The organism is Maribellus sediminis (assembly GCF_011799805.1).
Lineage (GTDB): Bacteria > Bacteroidota > Bacteroidia > Bacteroidales > Prolixibacteraceae > Draconibacterium > Draconibacterium sediminis_A.
On sequence record NZ_WXUB01000006.1, the window covers coordinates 112,127 to 130,848 of the forward strand.

12 protein-coding genes and 1 tRNA gene are annotated in these 18,722 nt (G+C 41.5%); 8 read left to right on the plus strand and 5 right to left on the minus strand.

Annotated features, from left to right (window positions below):
• Positions 1 to 58: 58 nt before the first annotated feature.
• Positions 59 to 1,348 carry an OmpA family protein gene (locus HFD85_RS19565; protein ID WP_167613675.1) on the minus strand — a complete coding sequence of 430 codons (1,290 nt, stop codon included), beginning with the start codon at positions 1,346 to 1,348 and terminating at the stop codon, positions 59 to 61.
• A gap of 159 nt (positions 1,349 to 1,507) precedes the next feature.
• Between HFD85_RS19565 and HFD85_RS19570 the strand changes: the two genes are divergently transcribed.
• Complete coding sequence (locus tag HFD85_RS19570; RefSeq protein ID WP_167613677.1) at positions 1,508 to 2,047, plus strand: 3'-5' exonuclease; 540 nt, start codon at positions 1,508 to 1,510, stop codon at positions 2,045 to 2,047.
• A 1-nt stretch (position 2,048) separates the two neighbouring features.
• Here the strand turns inward: HFD85_RS19570 and HFD85_RS19575 are convergent, their stop codons facing one another.
• Together HFD85_RS19575 and HFD85_RS19580 are read right to left on the minus strand one after the other, a co-directional pair.
• On the minus strand, positions 2,049 to 2,477 hold the full coding sequence (locus HFD85_RS19575; RefSeq protein ID WP_167613679.1) for a DUF5606 family protein: 429 nt from the start codon (positions 2,475 to 2,477) through the stop codon (positions 2,049 to 2,051).
• Positions 2,478 to 2,682: 205 nt separating this feature from the next.
• The gene (locus HFD85_RS19580) at positions 2,683 to 4,734 is read right to left on the minus strand and encodes a TonB-dependent receptor plug domain-containing protein (protein WP_167613681.1); all 2,052 of its coding nucleotides are present in this window, start codon (positions 4,732 to 4,734) and stop codon (positions 2,683 to 2,685) included.
• Positions 4,735 to 4,972: 238 nt separating this feature from the next.
• Here HFD85_RS19580 and HFD85_RS19585 point away from each other — a divergent pair, with 238 nt between their 5' ends.
• The gene (locus HFD85_RS19585) at positions 4,973 to 5,482 is read left to right on the plus strand and encodes an RNA polymerase sigma factor (RefSeq protein ID WP_167613683.1); all 510 of its coding nucleotides are present in this window, start codon (positions 4,973 to 4,975) and stop codon (positions 5,480 to 5,482) included.
• Positions 5,483 to 5,629: 147 nt separating this feature from the next.
• On the plus strand, positions 5,630 to 6,178 hold the full coding sequence (locus HFD85_RS19590) for a DJ-1 family glyoxalase III (RefSeq protein ID WP_167613685.1): 549 nt from the start codon (positions 5,630 to 5,632) through the stop codon (positions 6,176 to 6,178).
• A gap of 73 nt (positions 6,179 to 6,251) precedes the next feature.
• Here HFD85_RS19590 and purL read toward each other — a convergent pair whose 3' ends face one another.
• On the minus strand, positions 6,252 to 9,941 hold the full coding sequence (gene purL, locus HFD85_RS19595; RefSeq protein WP_167613686.1) for a phosphoribosylformylglycinamidine synthase: 3,690 nt from the start codon (positions 9,939 to 9,941) through the stop codon (positions 6,252 to 6,254).
• A 183-nt stretch (positions 9,942 to 10,124) separates the two neighbouring features.
• Here purL and HFD85_RS19600 point away from each other — a divergent pair, with 183 nt between their 5' ends.
• The 5 genes from HFD85_RS19600 (at position 10,125) to HFD85_RS19620 (ending at position 15,988) form a co-directional block, all read left to right on the plus strand.
• Entirely contained in the window at positions 10,125 to 10,448 is a 324-nt protein-coding gene (locus HFD85_RS19600) for a hypothetical protein (protein WP_167613688.1), read from the plus strand.
• A 93-nt stretch (positions 10,449 to 10,541) separates the two neighbouring features.
• Positions 10,542 to 10,630: transfer RNA gene (locus HFD85_RS19605), tRNA-Leu, on the plus strand.
• Positions 10,631 to 10,972: 342 nt separating this feature from the next.
• The gene (locus HFD85_RS19610; protein ID WP_167613690.1) at positions 10,973 to 13,432 is read left to right on the plus strand and encodes a glycoside hydrolase family 95 protein; all 2,460 of its coding nucleotides are present in this window, start codon (positions 10,973 to 10,975) and stop codon (positions 13,430 to 13,432) included.
• 4 nt (positions 13,433 to 13,436) lie between these two features.
• The gene (locus HFD85_RS19615) at positions 13,437 to 14,432 is read left to right on the plus strand and encodes an ornithine cyclodeaminase family protein (RefSeq protein WP_167613692.1); all 996 of its coding nucleotides are present in this window, start codon (positions 13,437 to 13,439) and stop codon (positions 14,430 to 14,432) included.
• The gene (locus HFD85_RS19620; RefSeq protein ID WP_167613694.1) at positions 14,429 to 15,988 is read left to right on the plus strand and encodes an L-serine ammonia-lyase, iron-sulfur-dependent, subunit alpha; all 1,560 of its coding nucleotides are present in this window, start codon (positions 14,429 to 14,431) and stop codon (positions 15,986 to 15,988) included. The genes HFD85_RS19615 and HFD85_RS19620 overlap by 4 nt, the downstream gene beginning before the upstream one ends.
• A gap of 97 nt (positions 15,989 to 16,085) precedes the next feature.
• On the opposite strand, the gene HFD85_RS19625 is transcribed toward HFD85_RS19620, so the two are convergent.
• Positions 16,086 to 18,509 (minus strand): family 78 glycoside hydrolase catalytic domain, encoded by a 2,424-nt coding sequence (locus tag HFD85_RS19625; RefSeq protein WP_167613696.1) that lies wholly within the window; start codon positions 18,507 to 18,509, stop codon positions 16,086 to 16,088.
• Between the last annotated feature and the right edge of the window lie 213 nt (positions 18,510 to 18,722).

The following is an 18,722-nucleotide window of genomic DNA, read 5'->3' on the forward strand; positions in this document are numbered from 1 at the left end:
TAAGACACAAAAAAAGCCCTGCCAAACGACAGAGCTTTTTCTTATTTAATGCGATCTTTTATTTTCTGATCTTAGCTACTTCAAATTCTGCTCTCCTGTTTTCTTTTCTATGTGTCATAGAATCGTTAGGAACTGCAGGTTTTGTTTCACCGTAGTTATTAGAACCTACATATGCATTGTTAACACCTTTTTGCAACAGGTATTTAACAACTGCCTGGGCACGTCTTTCAGAAAGACCCATGTTGTAAGATTCTGTACCGATATTACAAGTGTGACCACCGATAACGATATCGAATTCTTTAGCTGCAGTAAGTTGTTCTGCCAGTTTATCCAGTTCAGCTTTAGCTTCAGGTTTCAATGTTGCTTTATCGAAATCGAAGTAAATAGTTGGGAGACTAAGCTCTACCCAGTCAGGACAACCATTGTTTGAAGCAGGACCAACTTCCTGTGGACAATTATCCTGGCAGTCGATTACGCCGTCGCCATCTGAATCAAGCGGACAACCATCGGCATCAACAGGACATCCTTTTGGAGTGTCAGGACATTTGTCTTTTGGATCCGGCACGCCATCTTCGTCAGAATCAGGACAACCGTTGAATTTAGCCAAACCTGCTACATCAGGACAAGCATCATCTTTATCGGCAATTCCGTCACCGTCTCTGTCAGGACATCCTGCAAGTGAAGCAGGACCTGCTTCATCAGGACATTCGTCTTTGTAATCAGGAACTCCGTCACCGTCACGATCAAGCGGACAACCTTTTTCATCTACCTGAACTCCTGGAGGTGTATCAGGACACTCGTCTTTTTTATCTTTTACACCGTCACCATCTGAATCTTTAGCTGCTCCCAAAGCAAACTCAAGAATACTGGTAACCATAATATGGTCATCGGTAACTTTTGGTTCACCTGCTCTCTCTCCTTCAATTCCCGTCACGTATGATCCTGAAACGAATAAAGAAGTGCTCGGGCTAACCGGGAATTTAAGACCTACACCTCCATCGAAGTTTACTCCGGTTGACTGATTGTCCCACATGTATCCAACACCACCAAACAGGTAAGGCTGAATTGCCATGTCCTCATTGAACAATTTCAAACGAAGGTTCAGTAATGTATTGAAAACGTCAATTCCAGGCTCATCGAATGACATTCTGTTGTCTAACATCAAATCGAATCTGGGGCTTAAATAGCGGCTAATATAGAAATCACCGAGAATACCGGTATTTTCACTTTCCAGATTGTAGTCAATACCAGGTCCGAGACCTATTGCCCACTTTTTATCTGAATTTTGCGCCATTGCAGTTCCTACTGCTAACACCAAGGCGAAAAAGAAAAGAGTAAATTTTCTCATAATGTAAAGTTTATTATTGTTTTTTTAGATTCTTCAGGCAATTTAAAAATTAATTTCCATCTTTCAAAACTGCTTTATCAGCGGAAAACGTAATTTTATTAAATCTTTTTTTAACAAAATTAAACAATTATAATATATAAAATCAATTTACTAAAATATTTGTTTTCAATAATTGACATAGAAACGACGGGTAATCGTTACAAATTCGGAAAAATCACTGAAATAGCGATATACCAGCACAATGGGCAACGAATTACCGGTTCCTATTCCACGCTAATCAACCCTGAGATGGATATCCCATATTTCATTACCGAGCTTACCGGGATTAACAATGAAATGGTAAAAGACGCCCCAAAGTTTTATGAAGTTGCGAAAACAATTGTAGAAATGACCATGGGCCGTACTTTTGTAGCGCATAATGTGCAGTTCGACTATAAATTCATTCGTGAAGAATTTGAGCGTTTGGGTTACGATTTTAACCGGAAAACCGTGTGTACCGTTCAACTTTCCAGAAAACTGTTGCCCGGTCACCGATCGTATTCGCTGGGCCGGCTTTGCACCGACCTTGGAATTACAATAAATGGCAGGCACCGCGCTGCCGGCGATGCACTGGCCACTGTAAAACTCTTTGAAATTCTTTTGAAAAAAAATGAAATAATCGGTCATCCACAGAACAGGGATAACCTCAAATTATTTTAGTCTATTTTTCAGTCTCTTCTGTTGATTCTTCCGATGCCTCTTCCTCTTCCGAGAAATCAAGCATAGCGTTTTCCTGAAGCGTATTGTACCACAACAACACTTTTTTGATATCAGAAACATACACCCTTTCCTGATCGAAATCAGGCACCACTTTTTCGAAGTAGGTTTTTAATTCACTACCCGATGCTTTAGGCGAAAGAGCCGGACCACCGTTTTCTACTTCTGAAATGGCTTTAAAAATGTCTTTCAGCGGCGTATCGCCTTCATAAGTATAAATGGCAATGTCTTCCAGAGCTGAAACTTTTGCTGTAGAATATACCGGTATTCTTTTCTTTGTTTCAATTGATTCTACAATGATGTTGTTTTTGCTTTCTGCAACTAATTTAAAAAGGCCCGACTGACCTGAAATTGATAATATTCCTTTTAACATGACTTAATTCGAATGTGTGATAAATCTTAAAATATCTGTACTCACTTTATACTCGAAATCCCATCAAGGTGGGTTTCTAAACGCGAAGATACAACTTTTGCAGATACTAAAAAGCCGGAGGTAAAAACACTATCCTCTCGCTTTGGTTTAAGTCTTTCCCTCCGGCTGCTTATGCTGTTAATAAAATTATTCTGAAAATATCAAGCTAATTATCAAATGCCAGTTCCCACGAGATTCCGGCTTTTAGCCATCTGCCGGGTTGAATAACATTCCCGATATCGTTGTAACGAACATTAAAAATATTATTTACCGATGCAAAAAGGCTCATTCCCTTACTTTTATAAGAAAGCTTTCCATCGACCAGCCAAAACGGATCATAAGGAACTTCTCCAACCGGAGCCGTATCTTCAAATTCCGTATAGCTTCCTTCGCGATCCTGAAATACAAATTTCAAATCGAAAAACAGGCGACGAATAATTTGTTGATTGGCCGAAATTACGAGTTTATGCTTTAAATTATCGAGCACATAATTCGAAATAAAATCGGATGCACCTTTCTCCACATTATTATAAAGATAACTCGCTTGCAGGTTTGGATAATACTTCCCATAATTACTACGAAGCAGAAGCTGCGCCTGTCCTTCGAAACCAACGCTGTTTATTTCTGTAAGGTTTTGAGGTTGCCACACTTCATCATTCTCATCTGTTTTTACCCAGTCGATAATATCCGTTCCGTGACGGTAAAAAGTTACCAGATGACCTCGAAACACAGAACCGTTGAATTTCACGCCACCTTCCAGTGTTGCTGATTTCTCAGGTTTGAGGTCAGGATTTCCGATATTGGTTGGCCCCTGGTAATACAGGTCGGTAAAACTGGGCATGCGAAGCGAAGTGTTGTAGCTGGTAAATAGTTTTGCATGGTCAAGCAGCTGGTAACTCACTTCAACTCCCGGAAAGACATTAAGTCCTAAATTGCTGTTTGAAATGGAGTTCGCCATCAGCCCTGCAGTTACCGTCCAGTCGTTTAAGTAGACAGCATGTTCAAGAAAACCCGAAAAAATATTCCTGTTGTCGGATTTTGTGAACTGGGCATCCTCTCCCGGAACATCCTTGGGCTCAGCCATTGGCACACCAAGTACGTTGCTTAGAATATTTTCCGAGCGGTATTCAACACCAAAAGCTGTTCTCCCCCAGCCCCATTTAAACCATGAATTTACACTGGCACCGTACACATTGGTTAAATGATAATTATGTCCGGAATACCACGAAGCAGGATCACTCCGAAATAACTCAAAACGGTCCTGATGACGGCGGTAATACACCACCGGAGTGATGTGCATCGTTCCGTTCTCTTCCCATTTAACAGAGGTAAACAGTGTTTTTGTTGCCTCGTACTGGTTCGGATACTTAGGCGTGTAAAAACTATTGGCGCCAAATCCTTTTTCCGAAGCTCCCAACTGAAACTTTAATTTCCCACTTTCTGTTTCAAGTTCGTTGGAATAATAGCCATTAATTTCCTTGAAGTCGGTGTTGGTAGTGTACCCATCCGAGCGTTTTCCGTTAAAGGCCAGTAAATGATTCACTTTACCGGTTTTCATTGTACCTGCCAGGTTTCCGTCGAAATAGCCAAAACTACCATCTGAAGCAGCAACACTCAGCGAATTTTTCTGAACCTGCCTGGTTACAATGTTGATGGCCCCCGAAAATGCATTCGGACCATAAACGCGCGCTGCAGGTCCTTCAAGCACCTCGATTCGTTCGATCTGGGCTAAACTAACAGGAAGATTTAAATTGTGATGACCGGTTTGAGGATCGGTGATGTTGATTCCGTTTAACAGGATCAGGGTTTGATCGAAGGTTCCGCCGCGAATACTAACATCGGCCTGAACACCTTCGTCGCCTCTTTGTCGTACATCAACTCCGGCGATGTATTCCAAAAGGTCTTGTACACTCTGAGCCGCAACCGCCTCAATTTCTTTTCTCTCGATCACGGATAAAATCCGTGCCACCTGCGAATAAATTACAGGTGATCGTTGTGCACTAACCTCGATCTCATCAAGGTCGTACTCCATTTTAACTTCAGAAGTATCCTGTTCAATTGCGAGTGAAATTACGGGTGTTGAAAGAAAATACACCACGCTCAGCACGCCAATTATTACAGTTTTTCGTAAGGCAAGAAACAAGGAATAATTTTTCCTGCCCCACTTTCTGAAAGTTAAAACAGATTGTGCATCGTGTTTAAACTTTACTGATTTCATAATAAAAATAACTGGAGACAAAGATAACATTACTACTCAATTTGAGCCCCTGTCTCATACAAACGAGTGGTAGCAAGGGCTCCAAAAAAAATGGCCTAACAAGTGTAAAATCAACGCCATACGCCTATAAAGAATTTTTATAGTGCATAGATAAAATCAACTGACAATTGTCATGATTTATTTGCTTTTGGGGCAAGGTTTAGCTTACATTTGTTTAGACAAATTAAAAATAAGCGCCATGACTCAAGTCCAATTTACCAACGCCTTACTCGGTCTGAGTGACAAATTGCATTATTATGCACTGAGTTTGACATCCGATTCTGAACGTGCAGATGACCTACTTCAGGAGACTTTTCTGAAAGCGTTAACTTATCGTGAAAAATTTACGCAGAATACCAATTTCAAAGCGTGGATCTACACCATCATGAAAAACACGTTCATTAACGATTATCGCAGGAAGGTTAAAACAAAAAATACATTCGAAGGTTCAAACAACGATTTTCACCTGATGTTCACCAAGGACAAAGTTTATCCGGCACCCGATTCATTTTACAGTTCAAAAGAGATCAACAAAAGCATCGATGCACTGGAAGACGAATACAAAGTTCCCTTCACCATGTTTTTGGAAGGATACAAATACAAGGAGATTGCCGAAGAGCTTGATCTTCCTTTAGGAACAGTGAAAAGCAGAATCTTCTTCACACGTAAAAAACTCGAAAAAGCGTTACATGAGTACGCCGAGAATTAATGATAAAAAAAGATTAGGTATTAAAAAGGTTTTCATTTTTTGAAGACCTTTTTTTATTTTTAGTCAAAAGTAAATCATGAAATGAGACCCGACTATTGTCGGGACGAATTCCATGTGATACCGCTGAAAACAAATAATCTTAATCATATGAAAAACATAGCTGTACACCTTGCGGAAGGATTTGAAGAAATAGAAGCAATCAGCATTATCGATGTATTGCGTCGTGCAGGTTTTGAGGTACTTGTTGTCTCTGTTAGTGATGAATTGGTTGTTACCGGTTCGCATCAAATTAAAACAACGGCCGACTACCTTTTCGATGAAGTGGATTATGCAACGGTGGATATGATCGTGTTGCCCGGCGGAATGCCAGGGGCAGAAAACCTGAAAGCACACAGTGGTTTGCGTGAACAGATCTTAAACTTCAACGACAGTAATAAACCACTGGGAGCAATTTGTGCGGCGCCAATGGTACTTGGAAATCTTGGCCTGTTAAAAGATAAAAATGCAACCTGCTACCCGGGATTCGAAGATGAATTGCACGGCGCAATCATAACCGGGAATAATGTGGAAGCAGTGGATAACATTATTACCGGAAAAGGAGCAGGTGTAGCTATTGAATTTGCTTTAAAAATTGTTGAAACATATAAAGGCAAGGTCCAAGCAAAACTCCTCGCAGAAAAAATGATCGCAAACTAAGTAGCAAATTGAACGCAATAAAAAGCCGCCTTTCAATATTGAAAGGCGGCTTTCTGCTTTATAAATAGTATCTCTATTTCGTTTTCTCAGCAATCCAGTTCCGTGCATTCACAAAGGCCTGTATCCACGGTGCCAGTTCATCGGCTTTCCGCTCGGCCGGATAAACACCCCAATGCCATGGTTTAAACGCACGTTCGAGGTGAGGCATCATCACCAGGTGACGGCCATCATCAGAACAAAGCGAAGCTGCCCCAAAGTGCGAACCATTCGGATTCCCCGGATATCCTTCGTAGGAATATTTCATAGGGATATTATACTGGTTTTCGTTAAATGGCAAATAGAATTTACCTTCACCGTGTGCCACCCAGATGCCCAGACGCATACCTCCCATATTTCCAAGCATCACTGAATCGTTCTCAAGAATATCTACATTCAGGAACGAAGACTCGAATTTATGCGATTCGTTGTGCAACATTTTGGGCTGAATACTATGTTCGGGATAAACTACCCCAAGTTCAACCATTACCTGGCAACCGTTACAAACCCCCAGACTCAGTGTATCTTCCCGGCGATAGAACTTTTCGAGTGCAATGCGGGCTTTGTCGTTGAATTTAAACGCACCGGCCCATCCTTTTGCCGAACCAAGCACATCGGAATTGGAGAAACCTCCAACAAATACGATCATATTCACATCTTCCAGCGTTTCACGTCCGGCGATCAGGTCGGTCATATGAACGTCCTTAACATCCATTCCGGCAAGGTACATGGCATAAGCCATTTCGCGGTCGCCATTTACTCCTTTTTCGCGGATAATGGCAGCTTTGATTCCAGATGAAGTACGACGTTTCAGGTCGATTCCCAAATCTTCTGCTTTACCGGAGAAGTCTTTGAAATCAAACTTCAGATCGTAGTTTTTATAATTCTGATAACGTTCCAGCGCTTTCTTTTCGCCACTCTGTTTCCTGTCGAGCAAGTACGACGTTTTGAACCACATATCGCGCAACGAGTTGATGTCGAAATCGGCTTCAACTGTGTTGTTCACGACTCTCACTTTTCGGTACGGAACAGGGAATCCAAGTGCGATATAATCAACACCGGCTGCCTCCAATTGCTTTTTAACTTCGGCACTGTCGGCACACTGGATTACAATACCCGGATTCTCTGCCAACAGGATTTTTGCGAGGTCTTCCTCACCGAAAGCAGTAACATCGACTTTCATTCCACCTTTGGTATTGCTGAAACACATTTCCAGCAGGCTGGTAATCAAACCTCCTGAACCTATATCGTGTCCGGCCAGAATCAGATCCTGTTCAATCAGCTTCTGAACGGTATTAAATGCAGTAATGAATTTCTCAGGATCGGCAACTGTTGGCGATGTTCTGCCAATTTTGTTGATGGATTGTGCAAAAGCACTACCACCAAGAGCACGCTCCATAAACGACATGTCGATAAAAAGAATCTCTTTGCTTTCGTCGTTTACCAGAACCGGCTCAACTACCTTTTTCACATCCGAAACTTCGCCTGAAGCGGAAATGATTACGGTACCCGGAGCAAACACCACATCATCCTTGTATTTCTGTGTCATCGACATGGAATCTTTTCCGGTAGGAATGTTGATTCCCAATGCGCAGGCAAAATCGCTTGCAGCTTTCACCGCGTTGTAAATGCGGGCGTTCTCTCCGGCATTTTTGGCCGGCCACATCCAGTTGGCACTTAACGAAACACTTCGGATATGATCGGCTAAAGGAGCCCAGATAATATTGGTCAGCGATTCGGCAATTGAAAGTACAGAACCTCTTTCAGCATCGATAAGCGACGCAATTGGTGCATGACCAATCGATGTTGCTATACCGGCTTTTCCCTGGTAATCGAGGGTGATCACCCCAACATTATTTAATGGTAACTGCAAAGGTCCTGCAGTTTGTTGTTTGGCAATACGTCCGGTTACTGAACGGTCAACCTTGTTGGTTAACCAGTCTTTACTGGCTACCGACTCCAATTGTATGGTTTGTTCAACCAGGTCGTAAATTTCTTCCCAGTTGTATTCCAGTTCGTCAAAATCAGGCTCAACAGTTTCATCTTCCAAAACTGTTTTTGGTGGATTTCCGAACATGTAGCCTAACTGCCAGTCGATCGTTTTTTCCCCGGTTTCCGAGTTTTGGAAAGTAAACTGCATATCGCCGGTGGTTTCACCGATCTCGTATATTGGTGCACGTTCGCGTTCGGCAATTTTCCGAAGCAGCTCAACATGTTCCTGTTTCATTACGAGTCCCATTCTTTCCTGCGACTCGTTACCAATTATTTCTTTTTGCGAAAGTGTTGGATCGCCAACGGGTAATTTCGAGGTATCTATTTTTCCACCGGTTGTCTCAACCAGCTCCGACAGACAATTCAGGTGACCGCCTGCACCATGGTCGTGAATAGATATAATCGGATTATCATCCACCTCGCTCAAGGCACGAATGGCATTGTATACCCTTTTTTGCATTTCAGGATTGGCACGTTGTACAGCGTTTAATTCAATGGCATTTTCGAATTCGCCGGTTGCCACCGATGAAACAGCTCCACCACCCATTCCGATGCGGTAATTATCTCCACCCAGCAACACAACTTTGTCTCCTATTCCCGGGTCGTCTTTCAGACTGTGTTTTTTGTTACCAAAACCGATACCTCCGGCCAACATGATTACTTTGTCGTAACCGTATTTCATGAAATTCTCGAAGTGCTCGAAAGTCAGCACCGAACCGGTAATCAACGGTTGTCCGAATTTGTTACCAAAGTCGCTGGCCCCGTTAGAAGCTTTTATCAGAATTTCTTCGGGAGTCTGGTACAACCAGTCACGTTCTTCGGTGGCTTGTTCCCACGAACGTTGCGCTTCGGTACGCGGATAAGAAGTCATGTAAACTGCTGTTCCGGCAATTGGCAACGCACCTTTTCCTCCGGCAATCCTGTCGCGAATTTCGCCACCGGTACCAGTTGATGCACCGTTAAAAGGCTCAACGGTTGTAGGGAAGTTGTGCGTTTCGGCTTTAAGCGAAAGCACAGTTTCAATATCTTTTACTTCGAAATAATCGGGTTTATCCTGTGTTTTTGGCGCGAACTGTTCAACAACCGGCCCCTGAACAAACGAGCAGTTATCTTTATAAGCCGATACAATTTTGTTAGGATTTTGCTGCGATGTTTTTTTGATCATCTGGAAAAGTGACGATTCCATTTCTTTTCCGTCGATTACAAAGCTACCGTTGAAAATCTTATGACGGCAGTGTTCCGAATTCACCTGGGCAAAACCATACACTTCACTGTCGGTCAACGGTCGACCCATTTCTTTGGCCACCCAGTTCAGGTATCCGATTTCATCTTCACTCAAAGCCAGTCCTTCCTGCTCGTTATAGGCTGCAACATCTTCAATATTCTTTATCGGTTCCGGCTCTTTATCGATAGCAAAAACCTGTTGATTCAAACCTTCGTAAATGGCCTGAAGCATCGGATCGTATTTTGCATTTTCGTCGTCTACCTCAAAAAACTCTTCCATCCGGCGTATGCCTTCAATACCCATATTCTGGGTTATTTCAACGGCATTTGTACTCCAGGGAGTAAGCATTTCCTTGCGGGGGCCTACAAACCAACCGTCGAGAGTTTGAGCTTTCAGATATTCGGCTTCGGAAAACAACCATACCAATTTCTCGATGTTTTCGTCACCAAGCGGTTTTGCAGAATAAACTGCGATAATACTTTTACTTTGAGTTTTAAAGAATTGAATCATTTTGCAGTGAAATTATTTTAACGAGCATGTTTTAAAACACGCCACAAAGATAAAAAATAATATGTGGAGCTAGGTATTAGTTTTCACCATAGATACGGAGTTTTCAACATGAAAAAAGTTAAAGAGACCAAATTCATGAACGATTTCAAATATTCTGATTTACTTTGGCAAAAAATACCATAGATGCATCGTTTAATTTTACTCCTGCTTTTAATACTTGTTTTCGGATGCAGTTCGCAAAAGAAACTTCAGCGAACTTTTGTTGGCAAACCGTTGTCGGCCTTTGAAAAAGCATATGGCAAGCCAGTTGCCTTGTTGGATCGGTCGGAAGGGAAAGTGTATGTTTTTGAAAAGACCGAAGTGTTGAAAAGCACCGAAATTGGTCAGGCAAAACTTACGCTCGACCCCATGATGACACCAACAGTAACCAAAACAGATAAGTATTACGTTACTGTTAAAAATGACGTGGTGACAAAGGTGAAGCAGGAAACCGAATACGAACGCTAATGATATTTTAATGAAAAGTATGCAGGTTAAAAAAAATTTATAGTTTTGCACTCACAAATTTTCGGGGTCACCTGAAAACGTTCTAAAAAATAAGCCCAGGTGGTGGAATTGGTAGACACGCAAGGTTGAGGGCCTTGTGGGAGAATTTTCCCGTGCAAGTTCGAGTCTTGTTCTGGGCACCAATCAAAAAAGCAACGATCTTATTTTCAGATCGTTGCTTTTTTATTTTCCCTTTAAATATAAATAATCCCTCCATTTCAATCTGGATACTCAGATTTCATTATCATGATGTCGGCGGTTCAAGCAAGCCTCTTGCAACCAATAAACAAAGGAGTTCGCAACCGAATTACGAAATGCCACTATTATTGATGCGTTAAACAAGCGACTTTTCCTTGTAATTTGTGTCGGCATTATACTTTTAAGATTATCTCCTGAAAATCCCCGGGATTTTAAAAATTAAACTGTCTTTTAATGATATATTTATTGAAATTTACGGGAACTTACAACCGAATCAAATCAAATTCATGAACAAACCTTTATTCTTTGTTTTTTTTATTGGTTGGGGAATAACCTTTTTTACATCTGCTCAGAATAAGGACTTCTCAGTAAACATTGATAACAAGGAATTTGATCCGGCAACCCTGTTATGGTATAACTCACCTGCAATAGCATGGGAAGAAGCTCTTCCTGTAGGAAATGGAAGGTTGGGTGCAATGGTTTTTGGAAAATATAATGAAGAACGCATACAGCTAAATGAAGATACCTACTGGACCGGCGGGCCTTATTCAACAGTGGTAGAGGGAGGTGCAGAGTTTTTACCTCAAATTCAGAAATATGTTTTTGATGGTGAGCCGATAAAAGCACATAAATTATTTGGAAGGCATTTAATGGGTTATCCGGTCGAACAACAGAAATATCAATCGCTGGCTAACCTCATCCTTTTTTTTGAAGACCTGACAGAAGTAAGCGGATACAAACGATGGCTGGACCTCAACACAGGAATTACCGGCGTAGAATATACTACAGATGGAGTTACTTATCGCAGAGAGGTTCTTTCTTCAGTTCCCGACCAGGTAATACTTGTGCGCTTAACAACCAGCAAGCCAGGCAGCCTTTCATTTAAGGCTCAGTTGCGCGGAGTTCGCAACGCCGCCCACTCCAATTATGCTACAGATTATTTTACCATGGACGAGGTTGACGAAGATGGTTTGATGTTGAACGGGAAATCGGCAGATTACCTGGGAATTGAAGGCAAGTTAAAGTACAAAGTTCAGCTCAAAGCCTTTTCTGAAGGTGGTACCATAAGAACTGAAGACGACTATTTAATTATAAAAAATGCCAATGCTGTTACTTTGTGCATTGCGGCGGCAACCAATTTTGTAAATTATAAAGATGTAAGTGCCGATCAGAATAAACGGGTTGCTAATTTTCTGGAAGGGATGAAAGGCAAAACTTATAATGAAATAGCAATTGCTTCGGTGGCTGATTATCAGAAATATTTCAACCGGGTTTCTCTGGAACTTCCGGTGTCGAGTAACTCCTACCTGCCAACAGATAAAAGAATGGCTGCATTAAATTCGGATGTTGATGCCAGTCTTGCGTCTCTTTGTTACAATTTTGCCCGTTATGTGCTGATCAGTTCATCACGACCTGGCACACAACCTGCCAATCTGCAGGGAATCTGGAATGAATACATGAATCCGCCATGGGATTCGAAATATACCACCAACATTAACACTGAAATGAATTACTGGCCGGCAGAATCGGGCAATCTTTCTGAGTTTGTGGAACCACTAACCAAAATGGTGAAGGAGTTAACCGACCAGGGTTCACAGGTGGCAAAAGAGCATTATGGCGCCGGCGGTTGGGTATTTCATCAAAATACCGATTTGTGGCGGGTCGCCGCCCCGATGGATGGACCTTGCTGGGGTACATTTACTGTTGGAGGCGCCTGGCTGACTAACCAATTGTACGATCACTACCTTTATACTCAGGATAAAGACTACCTTCAAGAACTTTATCCGGTGATGAAAGGTGCTGTTCAATTTTTTATGGATTTTCTGATTGAAGATCCGCAAGGAAAATACCTGGTAACCAACCCTTCCACTTCGCCTGAAAATCCGCCCAAAGGACCTGGTTATGAATATTTTTACGACGAGGTAACCGGAATGTACTATTTTACCACCATTTGTTATGGTTCTTCTATTGATATTCAAATCCTGACCGACCTGTTCGGATATTATATTGAATCATCAAAAATATTAGGTCTGGATGCCGAGTTTGCTGAAAAAGTAGCCAAAGCTCGCCAAAAACTGTCGCCACCAAAAGTCGGGAAAGATGGTACTTTGCAGGAGTGGGCTGAAGATTATGAACAACTGGAGGATAAGCACAGGCATTTCTCTCACATGTATGGGTTATATCCGGGGAATGTAATTTCAGCAAAACGAACCCCTCAGTACATCGAGGCATGCAAGGCGTTACTGGAGCAACGGGGAGATGGCGGAACAGGATTTTCGAGAGGATGGAAAATGGCACTTTGGGCGCGACTTTTTGACGGAAACAGGGCAAATACCATTTTTAAGGGCTATATACAGGAACAGTGCTATCCTCAATTGTTTGCCAAATGTGGGAAACCGCTTCAAATTGACGGAACAATGGGAGTTGCCGCTGGCATTACAGAAATGCTGGTTCAATCGCATGAAGGTGCTATTGATCTGCTACCAGCATTGCCGGATGAATGGACCGAAGGACATTTTGATGGTGTTTGTGTCCGGGGAGGATTCGAACTGGATATGAGTTGGGAAGATAAAATTATTACCAAAGTTGAAATCAAATCAAAAGCAGGAAAAATTTGCCGTATTGATGACGGTGCCAATTTTCGTATCACCAAAGACAGGAAAAAAGTTGCTGTAACAACCCATAAGGACGGTTCTGTTGAATTTCAAACAATAAGGGGAGAAGTTTACCAATTGACCCAAAAATAAGATCATGAGAAAACCTGTTCGGATAATTAAGGCTGCTGAAATAAAACAAAATTATTCCATGAAGAAAGCAATTGATGCTATGGAACAGGCATTTTCTTCTTTATCTTCCGGCGAAAGTTTTGTTCCTGCACGCTATGTATCAAGTCTTCCCTCAAAACAACTTTTAATGTTGTTTAAACCTGCTCACGTTGAAAAAGATAATCGTGTATCCGTTAAAATCATTACCCAGCGCGAAAAAAGTTGCATACAGGGAATTCCAACCATTCAGGGAATTATTCTGGTGATTGATTCGGTGACCGGTGAAATCCTTTCGATAATGGATGGTGAGTACATCACCGCACTGCGAACCGGTGCTGCCAGCGGACTGGCAACCCGCTATTTTTCGCGAAAGGACGCCCAAACTTTGGCTCTTTTCGGCTGCGGTTCACAGGGTCGAACCCAACTTGAAGCCGTGCTTTGTGAGCGGAACATCAAAAAAGTTTTTCTGTTTGATAAGAACAAAAACCGGGCAAGCAGACTTATCGAAGAGATGGGTAAACAAATAAAAACTGAAATGATATTTACCAGGGACACTTCCGTATTATCTGAAGCCGATATTATTTGTACAGCTACTAATTCCACAAAACCCTTATTCAAAAGAGAAGATGTTAAAATGGGCGTCCACATAAATGCCATAGGATCTTTTCAGCCTCATATGCAGGAAATCGATCCCTTTTTAATCAGGGATGCAAAGGTTTACGTCGATCAGGCAGAGCCTTGCCTCAAAGAAAGCGGAGATCTGATAAAACCTATATTCGAAGGAGTAATTTCTGAAAAACATATTGTCGGGGAAATCGGAGATTTCTGTTTAAACAAAATAAAAGGAAGGGAATCTGATGATGAGATTACGCTATTCAAAAGCGTTGGGGTCGCCATTCAGGATTACGCCGTGGCAACCGATATTTACAATGCTTCGCTTACAGAAAACTTTGGACAGGAAATTAAGCTTTTTGAATCATGAAAAAATTACCCGGTATATTTAACGATGTGATCGGCCCTGTAATGAGAGGACCATCCAGTTCGCATACGGCGGCTTCCTGGCGAATTGCCAGAATCGGACTTGATATTTTGAATGCCCCCCTGCAAAAGGCACTTGTCGAATTTGATCGGGAAGGTGCCTGGGCGCCGAATTATCGCGAGCAAGGAACAACAATGGGGATGAACGGCGGTCTTTTGGGGCTTGATATTACCGATGAACGCATGAAAGATACCGAAAGCTATGCACAGAAAAAAGGAATTACCATCGAATACAAAATAAGTTCCTTCGAGACCAACCATGCCAATACAGTGCGGCTTACCCTGTGGGGAAAGTCACAAAAGAAAGTACAAATAATCGCTGTTTCACTTGGAGGTGGTAGTTTTGAAATCAGGTCTGTTGACGGTTTCCCGGTGCAACTAAACGGTGATTTGTATTCTATGCTAATTTTCACCAAAAATAACCCTGACCAGTCGGAAGAATTAAAATCTGTTCTACTTTCAGGTATTGAGCTTTCTTCTGAAAATAAAGAAGAAACAATAAAATATGAATTAAAATCTTCGCATTCCTTTCCGTCTGAATTGGTAACGCAGCTTCAAGAACATCCGGTTGTCGATGAGATCGCGCTTATCGATCCAATAATGCCGGTTATCGGAGGCAGAGAATCGGAGATGCCATTTAAATCAGTGCAATCCTTAATCGATTATGCCGAAGAAAACAGCGCTGATTTGGGAGACATGGGATTAATTTATGAAAAATGTATAAGTGGATTACCCGAACAGGAGTTGATTCAGAAAATGGAGGAAATCATTCAAATCATTCATAAAAGTATAGTTACCGGATTGACAGGAACATCATACGAGGACCGGATACTACAGCAACAGTCGCATTTGATTGAAAAAGCAGAGAAAGAAGGCAAAATAAAAGACTCGGTAATAAATCGGATAATCGCCAATGTGTCGGCGATAATGGAGTCTAAAAGTTCCATGGAAGTAGTTGTGGCAGTGCCCACGGCAGGTTCCTGTGGAACGGTTGGTGGTTCCCTGAAGACAATTTCTGAAAATCTGGGATCTTCCAAAGATGAACTGATTAAAGCCTATTTCGCTGCCGGAATTGTAGGCGCTCATTTTGCCCAGGGACCGGGATTTTCCGCCGAAGAACATGGTTGTCAGGTGGAATGCGGAGCTGCCTCGGGAATGGCGGCTGCAGGAATTGCTCAGTTGATGGGAGGAACAGCAAAACAGGCAATAGGTGCGGCATCGATGGCCATTCAGAATATGATTGGTCTGGTATGTGATCCGGTAGCTGACAGGGTTGAAGTACCGTGCCTGGGGAAAAACATAAGTGCTGCTGTAAATGCGTACGCTTCCGCCATTATGGCCGTGTCAGGGTACGATTTTGTTATTCCGCTAGATCAGGTAATAAAAACGGTTTCAAGGGTGAGTAAAACAATGCCAAACTGCGTAAAATGCACTGGGAAAGGAGGTCTTGCAATTACCGAAGAAGCTGTTAAACTAAAACTGAAACTCGCACAAAAGTAAATCACATCCAATTGTTAAATCATACAAATAGAAAGTACTCTTTTCAATGCATGTAGTATTTCGCTGCATTTTCTATTACCTGTACAATTTTTGCAATTTAATTTCCTGTTGAAACTGTAATGATATAACTCCCCTCGCTTAATTTAAAGTTTCCGGTCTGAAGACCTTCAATCTCCTCATTATCAAAATTCATATCGTCTTTCTTAATAGAGATGGATTGAGAATCAGCAACCTTAAGTTTTACGTCAGCCGTGCTTCCGGACGGTATTTTCATTTCGTATAAATATGAATTCTCGTCTGTCTTTTCCCAATTCGATACAATTTCTCCATGAGGAGAATGATAGACGCATTTAACAAAGTCGAGTCCTTCAGGAGTTGAAGGAGCCAAAGTAAACTTTCTAAATCCGGGATTTTGAGCTTGAGGCCGAATTCCACCAAGCCAACGGTAATACCATTCGGTTACTGTCCCAAACATGGGATGGCAATTGGAATAAGTATTATCGCTCTCTTTCCATGTTTCCCAGAGTGTAGTTGCCCCGTTATCGATCATAAATCCCCACCCCGGGAATTCTGTGCTGTTTACAATTTCAAATACTTTTTCGGGGGTTAGGTATTGTGAAAGCGCTTCTAAAACATATTTTGTTCCGAATATTCCAGTATTAAAGTGGCCGGAAGGGCCATTATGAACAGCCATTAGCAACGAATCCGATGCAGCATCCAATTCCTTTTCAGGAATAATGCCGTGATAAAGTAAGGTAGAAAACAATGTCTGTCGGTTAATTTTTCCCTCAACCGGTTTATCCCAGAATTCTGTCCTTATTTGATTTTTCAGCTTTTCAGCCAGCCTTTCATATTTCTGTTCCTTCTCTTTGTCATCCATTATACGCGCAAATACTTGCATAATCCGCGCACATTGCAGGTAATGAGCAGTCCCCGTTAATTGTACAGGTACAGGTTCCATCGATTCATGATCGCTGAGCCCATTATCAACAATGCCATTCGGATGAATACGTGCTACTTTGTCCATCCATTTATTATCCAATTCATACAGCTCTTTAATTAATTCTGTATCAGCATAATATAAATAGAGATAATACTGTGTAATAAGAAACGCTGACTCCCAGCTGATTCCGCAATATTTTATTCCTGTGTACGGCGCGGTGTCAACAAAAATAGAATCATTCATCGCATCTATCCAATCGTAAATTGTTTTGCGGTAAAAAGCCTGCATATCAAAATTGTAAATAAACGACTCACTTGTTGCATTCAAATCGCCACCATAACCAAATTTTTCCCTTGCCGGGCAATCAGACTGAACACTTATAATGTTGGCCAGGAATGTTCTTTCAGTGGCTTCCTGAATTGAATTAAGCAGATTGGAAGAGCAGGAAAAACTGTTTTGATTCATAACATTTGAATGTATAAACAGTCCTTTAATATCAGAATTCTGAGGTATCTCATCAAGTCCCGTTATTTCCATATACCGGTAAACGTGATAGGTAAATTCCGGAGTAAACCAGGTTTTTGCAGTATCTCCAACAATATAACTATCGGTTTGCCAGGCAATATCCGGGGCACCGGGGCCACCTACACCTTTACGTTTAATTTGTCCCGCAACTGTGGTCATCGGATTCAGTGTCCCATCTTCATATACACGTTCACCAAACCTGAAAGTAATGGTATCACCCACATTCCCTGATAATTTTATTTTGTAGGTGCCGGTAAAATTCGCTCCCATATCAACAATGAAAGTTTTATTTACAGGTGAATAAATTTTAACTGGTGTAAATTCTTTTACAATCTGCACAGGTGGGAAAAATGCTTTTTGCATTTCTCTGCCAGGGCTTTCAGCTTTTTGTGCAAAATTCCATGAAGTATCATCATAAACGGGTGTATTCCAACCCACTATTTTTTTTCGGGCATCATAAACATCACCAATATAAACATCGTTTTGCAAAAGTGCACCTAATGCAAATTTCCAGGTGCTATCTGATACAATTTCCTGTGTTTTTCCATTTTTATATGCTATTATAAGTTTTGAAATAAAAGCAGGCTTCCCAACTTTATTTAGGTCTTTTCTTAAATTTCTCCGCCCCCACTTTTGCAACGGGAGTGGATTATAAAATCCGTTGCCCAGAGATACTCCCAAACAATTGGTTCCGTTAATCAATGAAGAAGTAACATCGTATTCAGAATAATAAATCCGTTTGCTGTAATCGGTCCATGCGGGATCAAGAACATTTTTCCCAATGGTTTGACCGTTTAGAGTTGCCTTGTAATATCCGGCAGCCGTAATATAAAGTGTTGCACTTTTTATCTCATTATCCAGGACAAATTCTTTTCGAAACAGTGGAGCCGGCCGGTCAGAGTAGAAAAGTGAATCGTGTTGCGGTAGTTCCCTGGTATCTGTAATCCAGTTTGCTTTGACATTTTCATCAAATATTAGAATATCAGTTTGTTCTGAAGTTTGGGAGCAGGATATTAGAATAAACAGAAAAAAAAGAATTGTGTATGATTTCATTTCGGCCATTTAAAGTCCTGTAAAGCAAGTAAATTTAATTAAAACTTATTCTGTCCGGCAATAAGCTCATTACGACCAAATCACTTTTCTGACGTAAACTTTTCACCAGCTCAGAATATTTTGGCTGAAAAGCCAGGTTGTTGACTTTATTCACATCCTCTTTAAGATTGTATAATTCGACAAAATCAGGATGTGCTTCATATCTTATGAATT

What these genes read in the sequence shown, in the direction of transcription:
- HFD85_RS19600 (WP_167613688.1), top strand. Translation starts at nt 10,125, where the DNA reads ATGCATCGTTTAATTTTACTCCTGCTTTTAATACTTGTTTTCGGATGC.
- HFD85_RS19580 (WP_167613681.1), bottom strand. Translation starts at nt 4,734, where the DNA reads ATGAAATCAGTAAAGTTTAAACACGATGCACAATCTGTTTTAACTTTC.
- HFD85_RS19615 (WP_167613692.1), top strand. Translation starts at nt 13,437, where the DNA reads ATGAGAAAACCTGTTCGGATAATTAAGGCTGCTGAAATAAAACAAAAT.
- purL (WP_167613686.1), bottom strand. Translation starts at nt 9,941, where the DNA reads ATGATTCAATTCTTTAAAACTCAAAGTAAAAGTATTATCGCAGTTTAT.
- HFD85_RS19610 (WP_167613690.1), top strand. Translation starts at nt 10,973, where the DNA reads ATGAACAAACCTTTATTCTTTGTTTTTTTTATTGGTTGGGGAATAACC.
- HFD85_RS19565 (WP_167613675.1), bottom strand. Translation starts at nt 1,348, where the DNA reads ATGAGAAAATTTACTCTTTTCTTTTTCGCCTTGGTGTTAGCAGTAGGA.
- HFD85_RS19585 (WP_167613683.1), top strand. Translation starts at nt 4,973, where the DNA reads ATGACTCAAGTCCAATTTACCAACGCCTTACTCGGTCTGAGTGACAAA.
- HFD85_RS19590 (WP_167613685.1), top strand. Translation starts at nt 5,630, where the DNA reads ATGAAAAACATAGCTGTACACCTTGCGGAAGGATTTGAAGAAATAGAA.
- HFD85_RS19620 (WP_167613694.1), top strand. Translation starts at nt 14,429, where the DNA reads ATGAAAAAATTACCCGGTATATTTAACGATGTGATCGGCCCTGTAATG.
- HFD85_RS19625 (WP_167613696.1), bottom strand. Translation starts at nt 18,509, where the DNA reads ATGAAATCATACACAATTCTTTTTTTTCTGTTTATTCTAATATCCTGC.
- HFD85_RS19575 (WP_167613679.1), bottom strand. Translation starts at nt 2,477, where the DNA reads ATGTTAAAAGGAATATTATCAATTTCAGGTCAGTCGGGCCTTTTTAAA.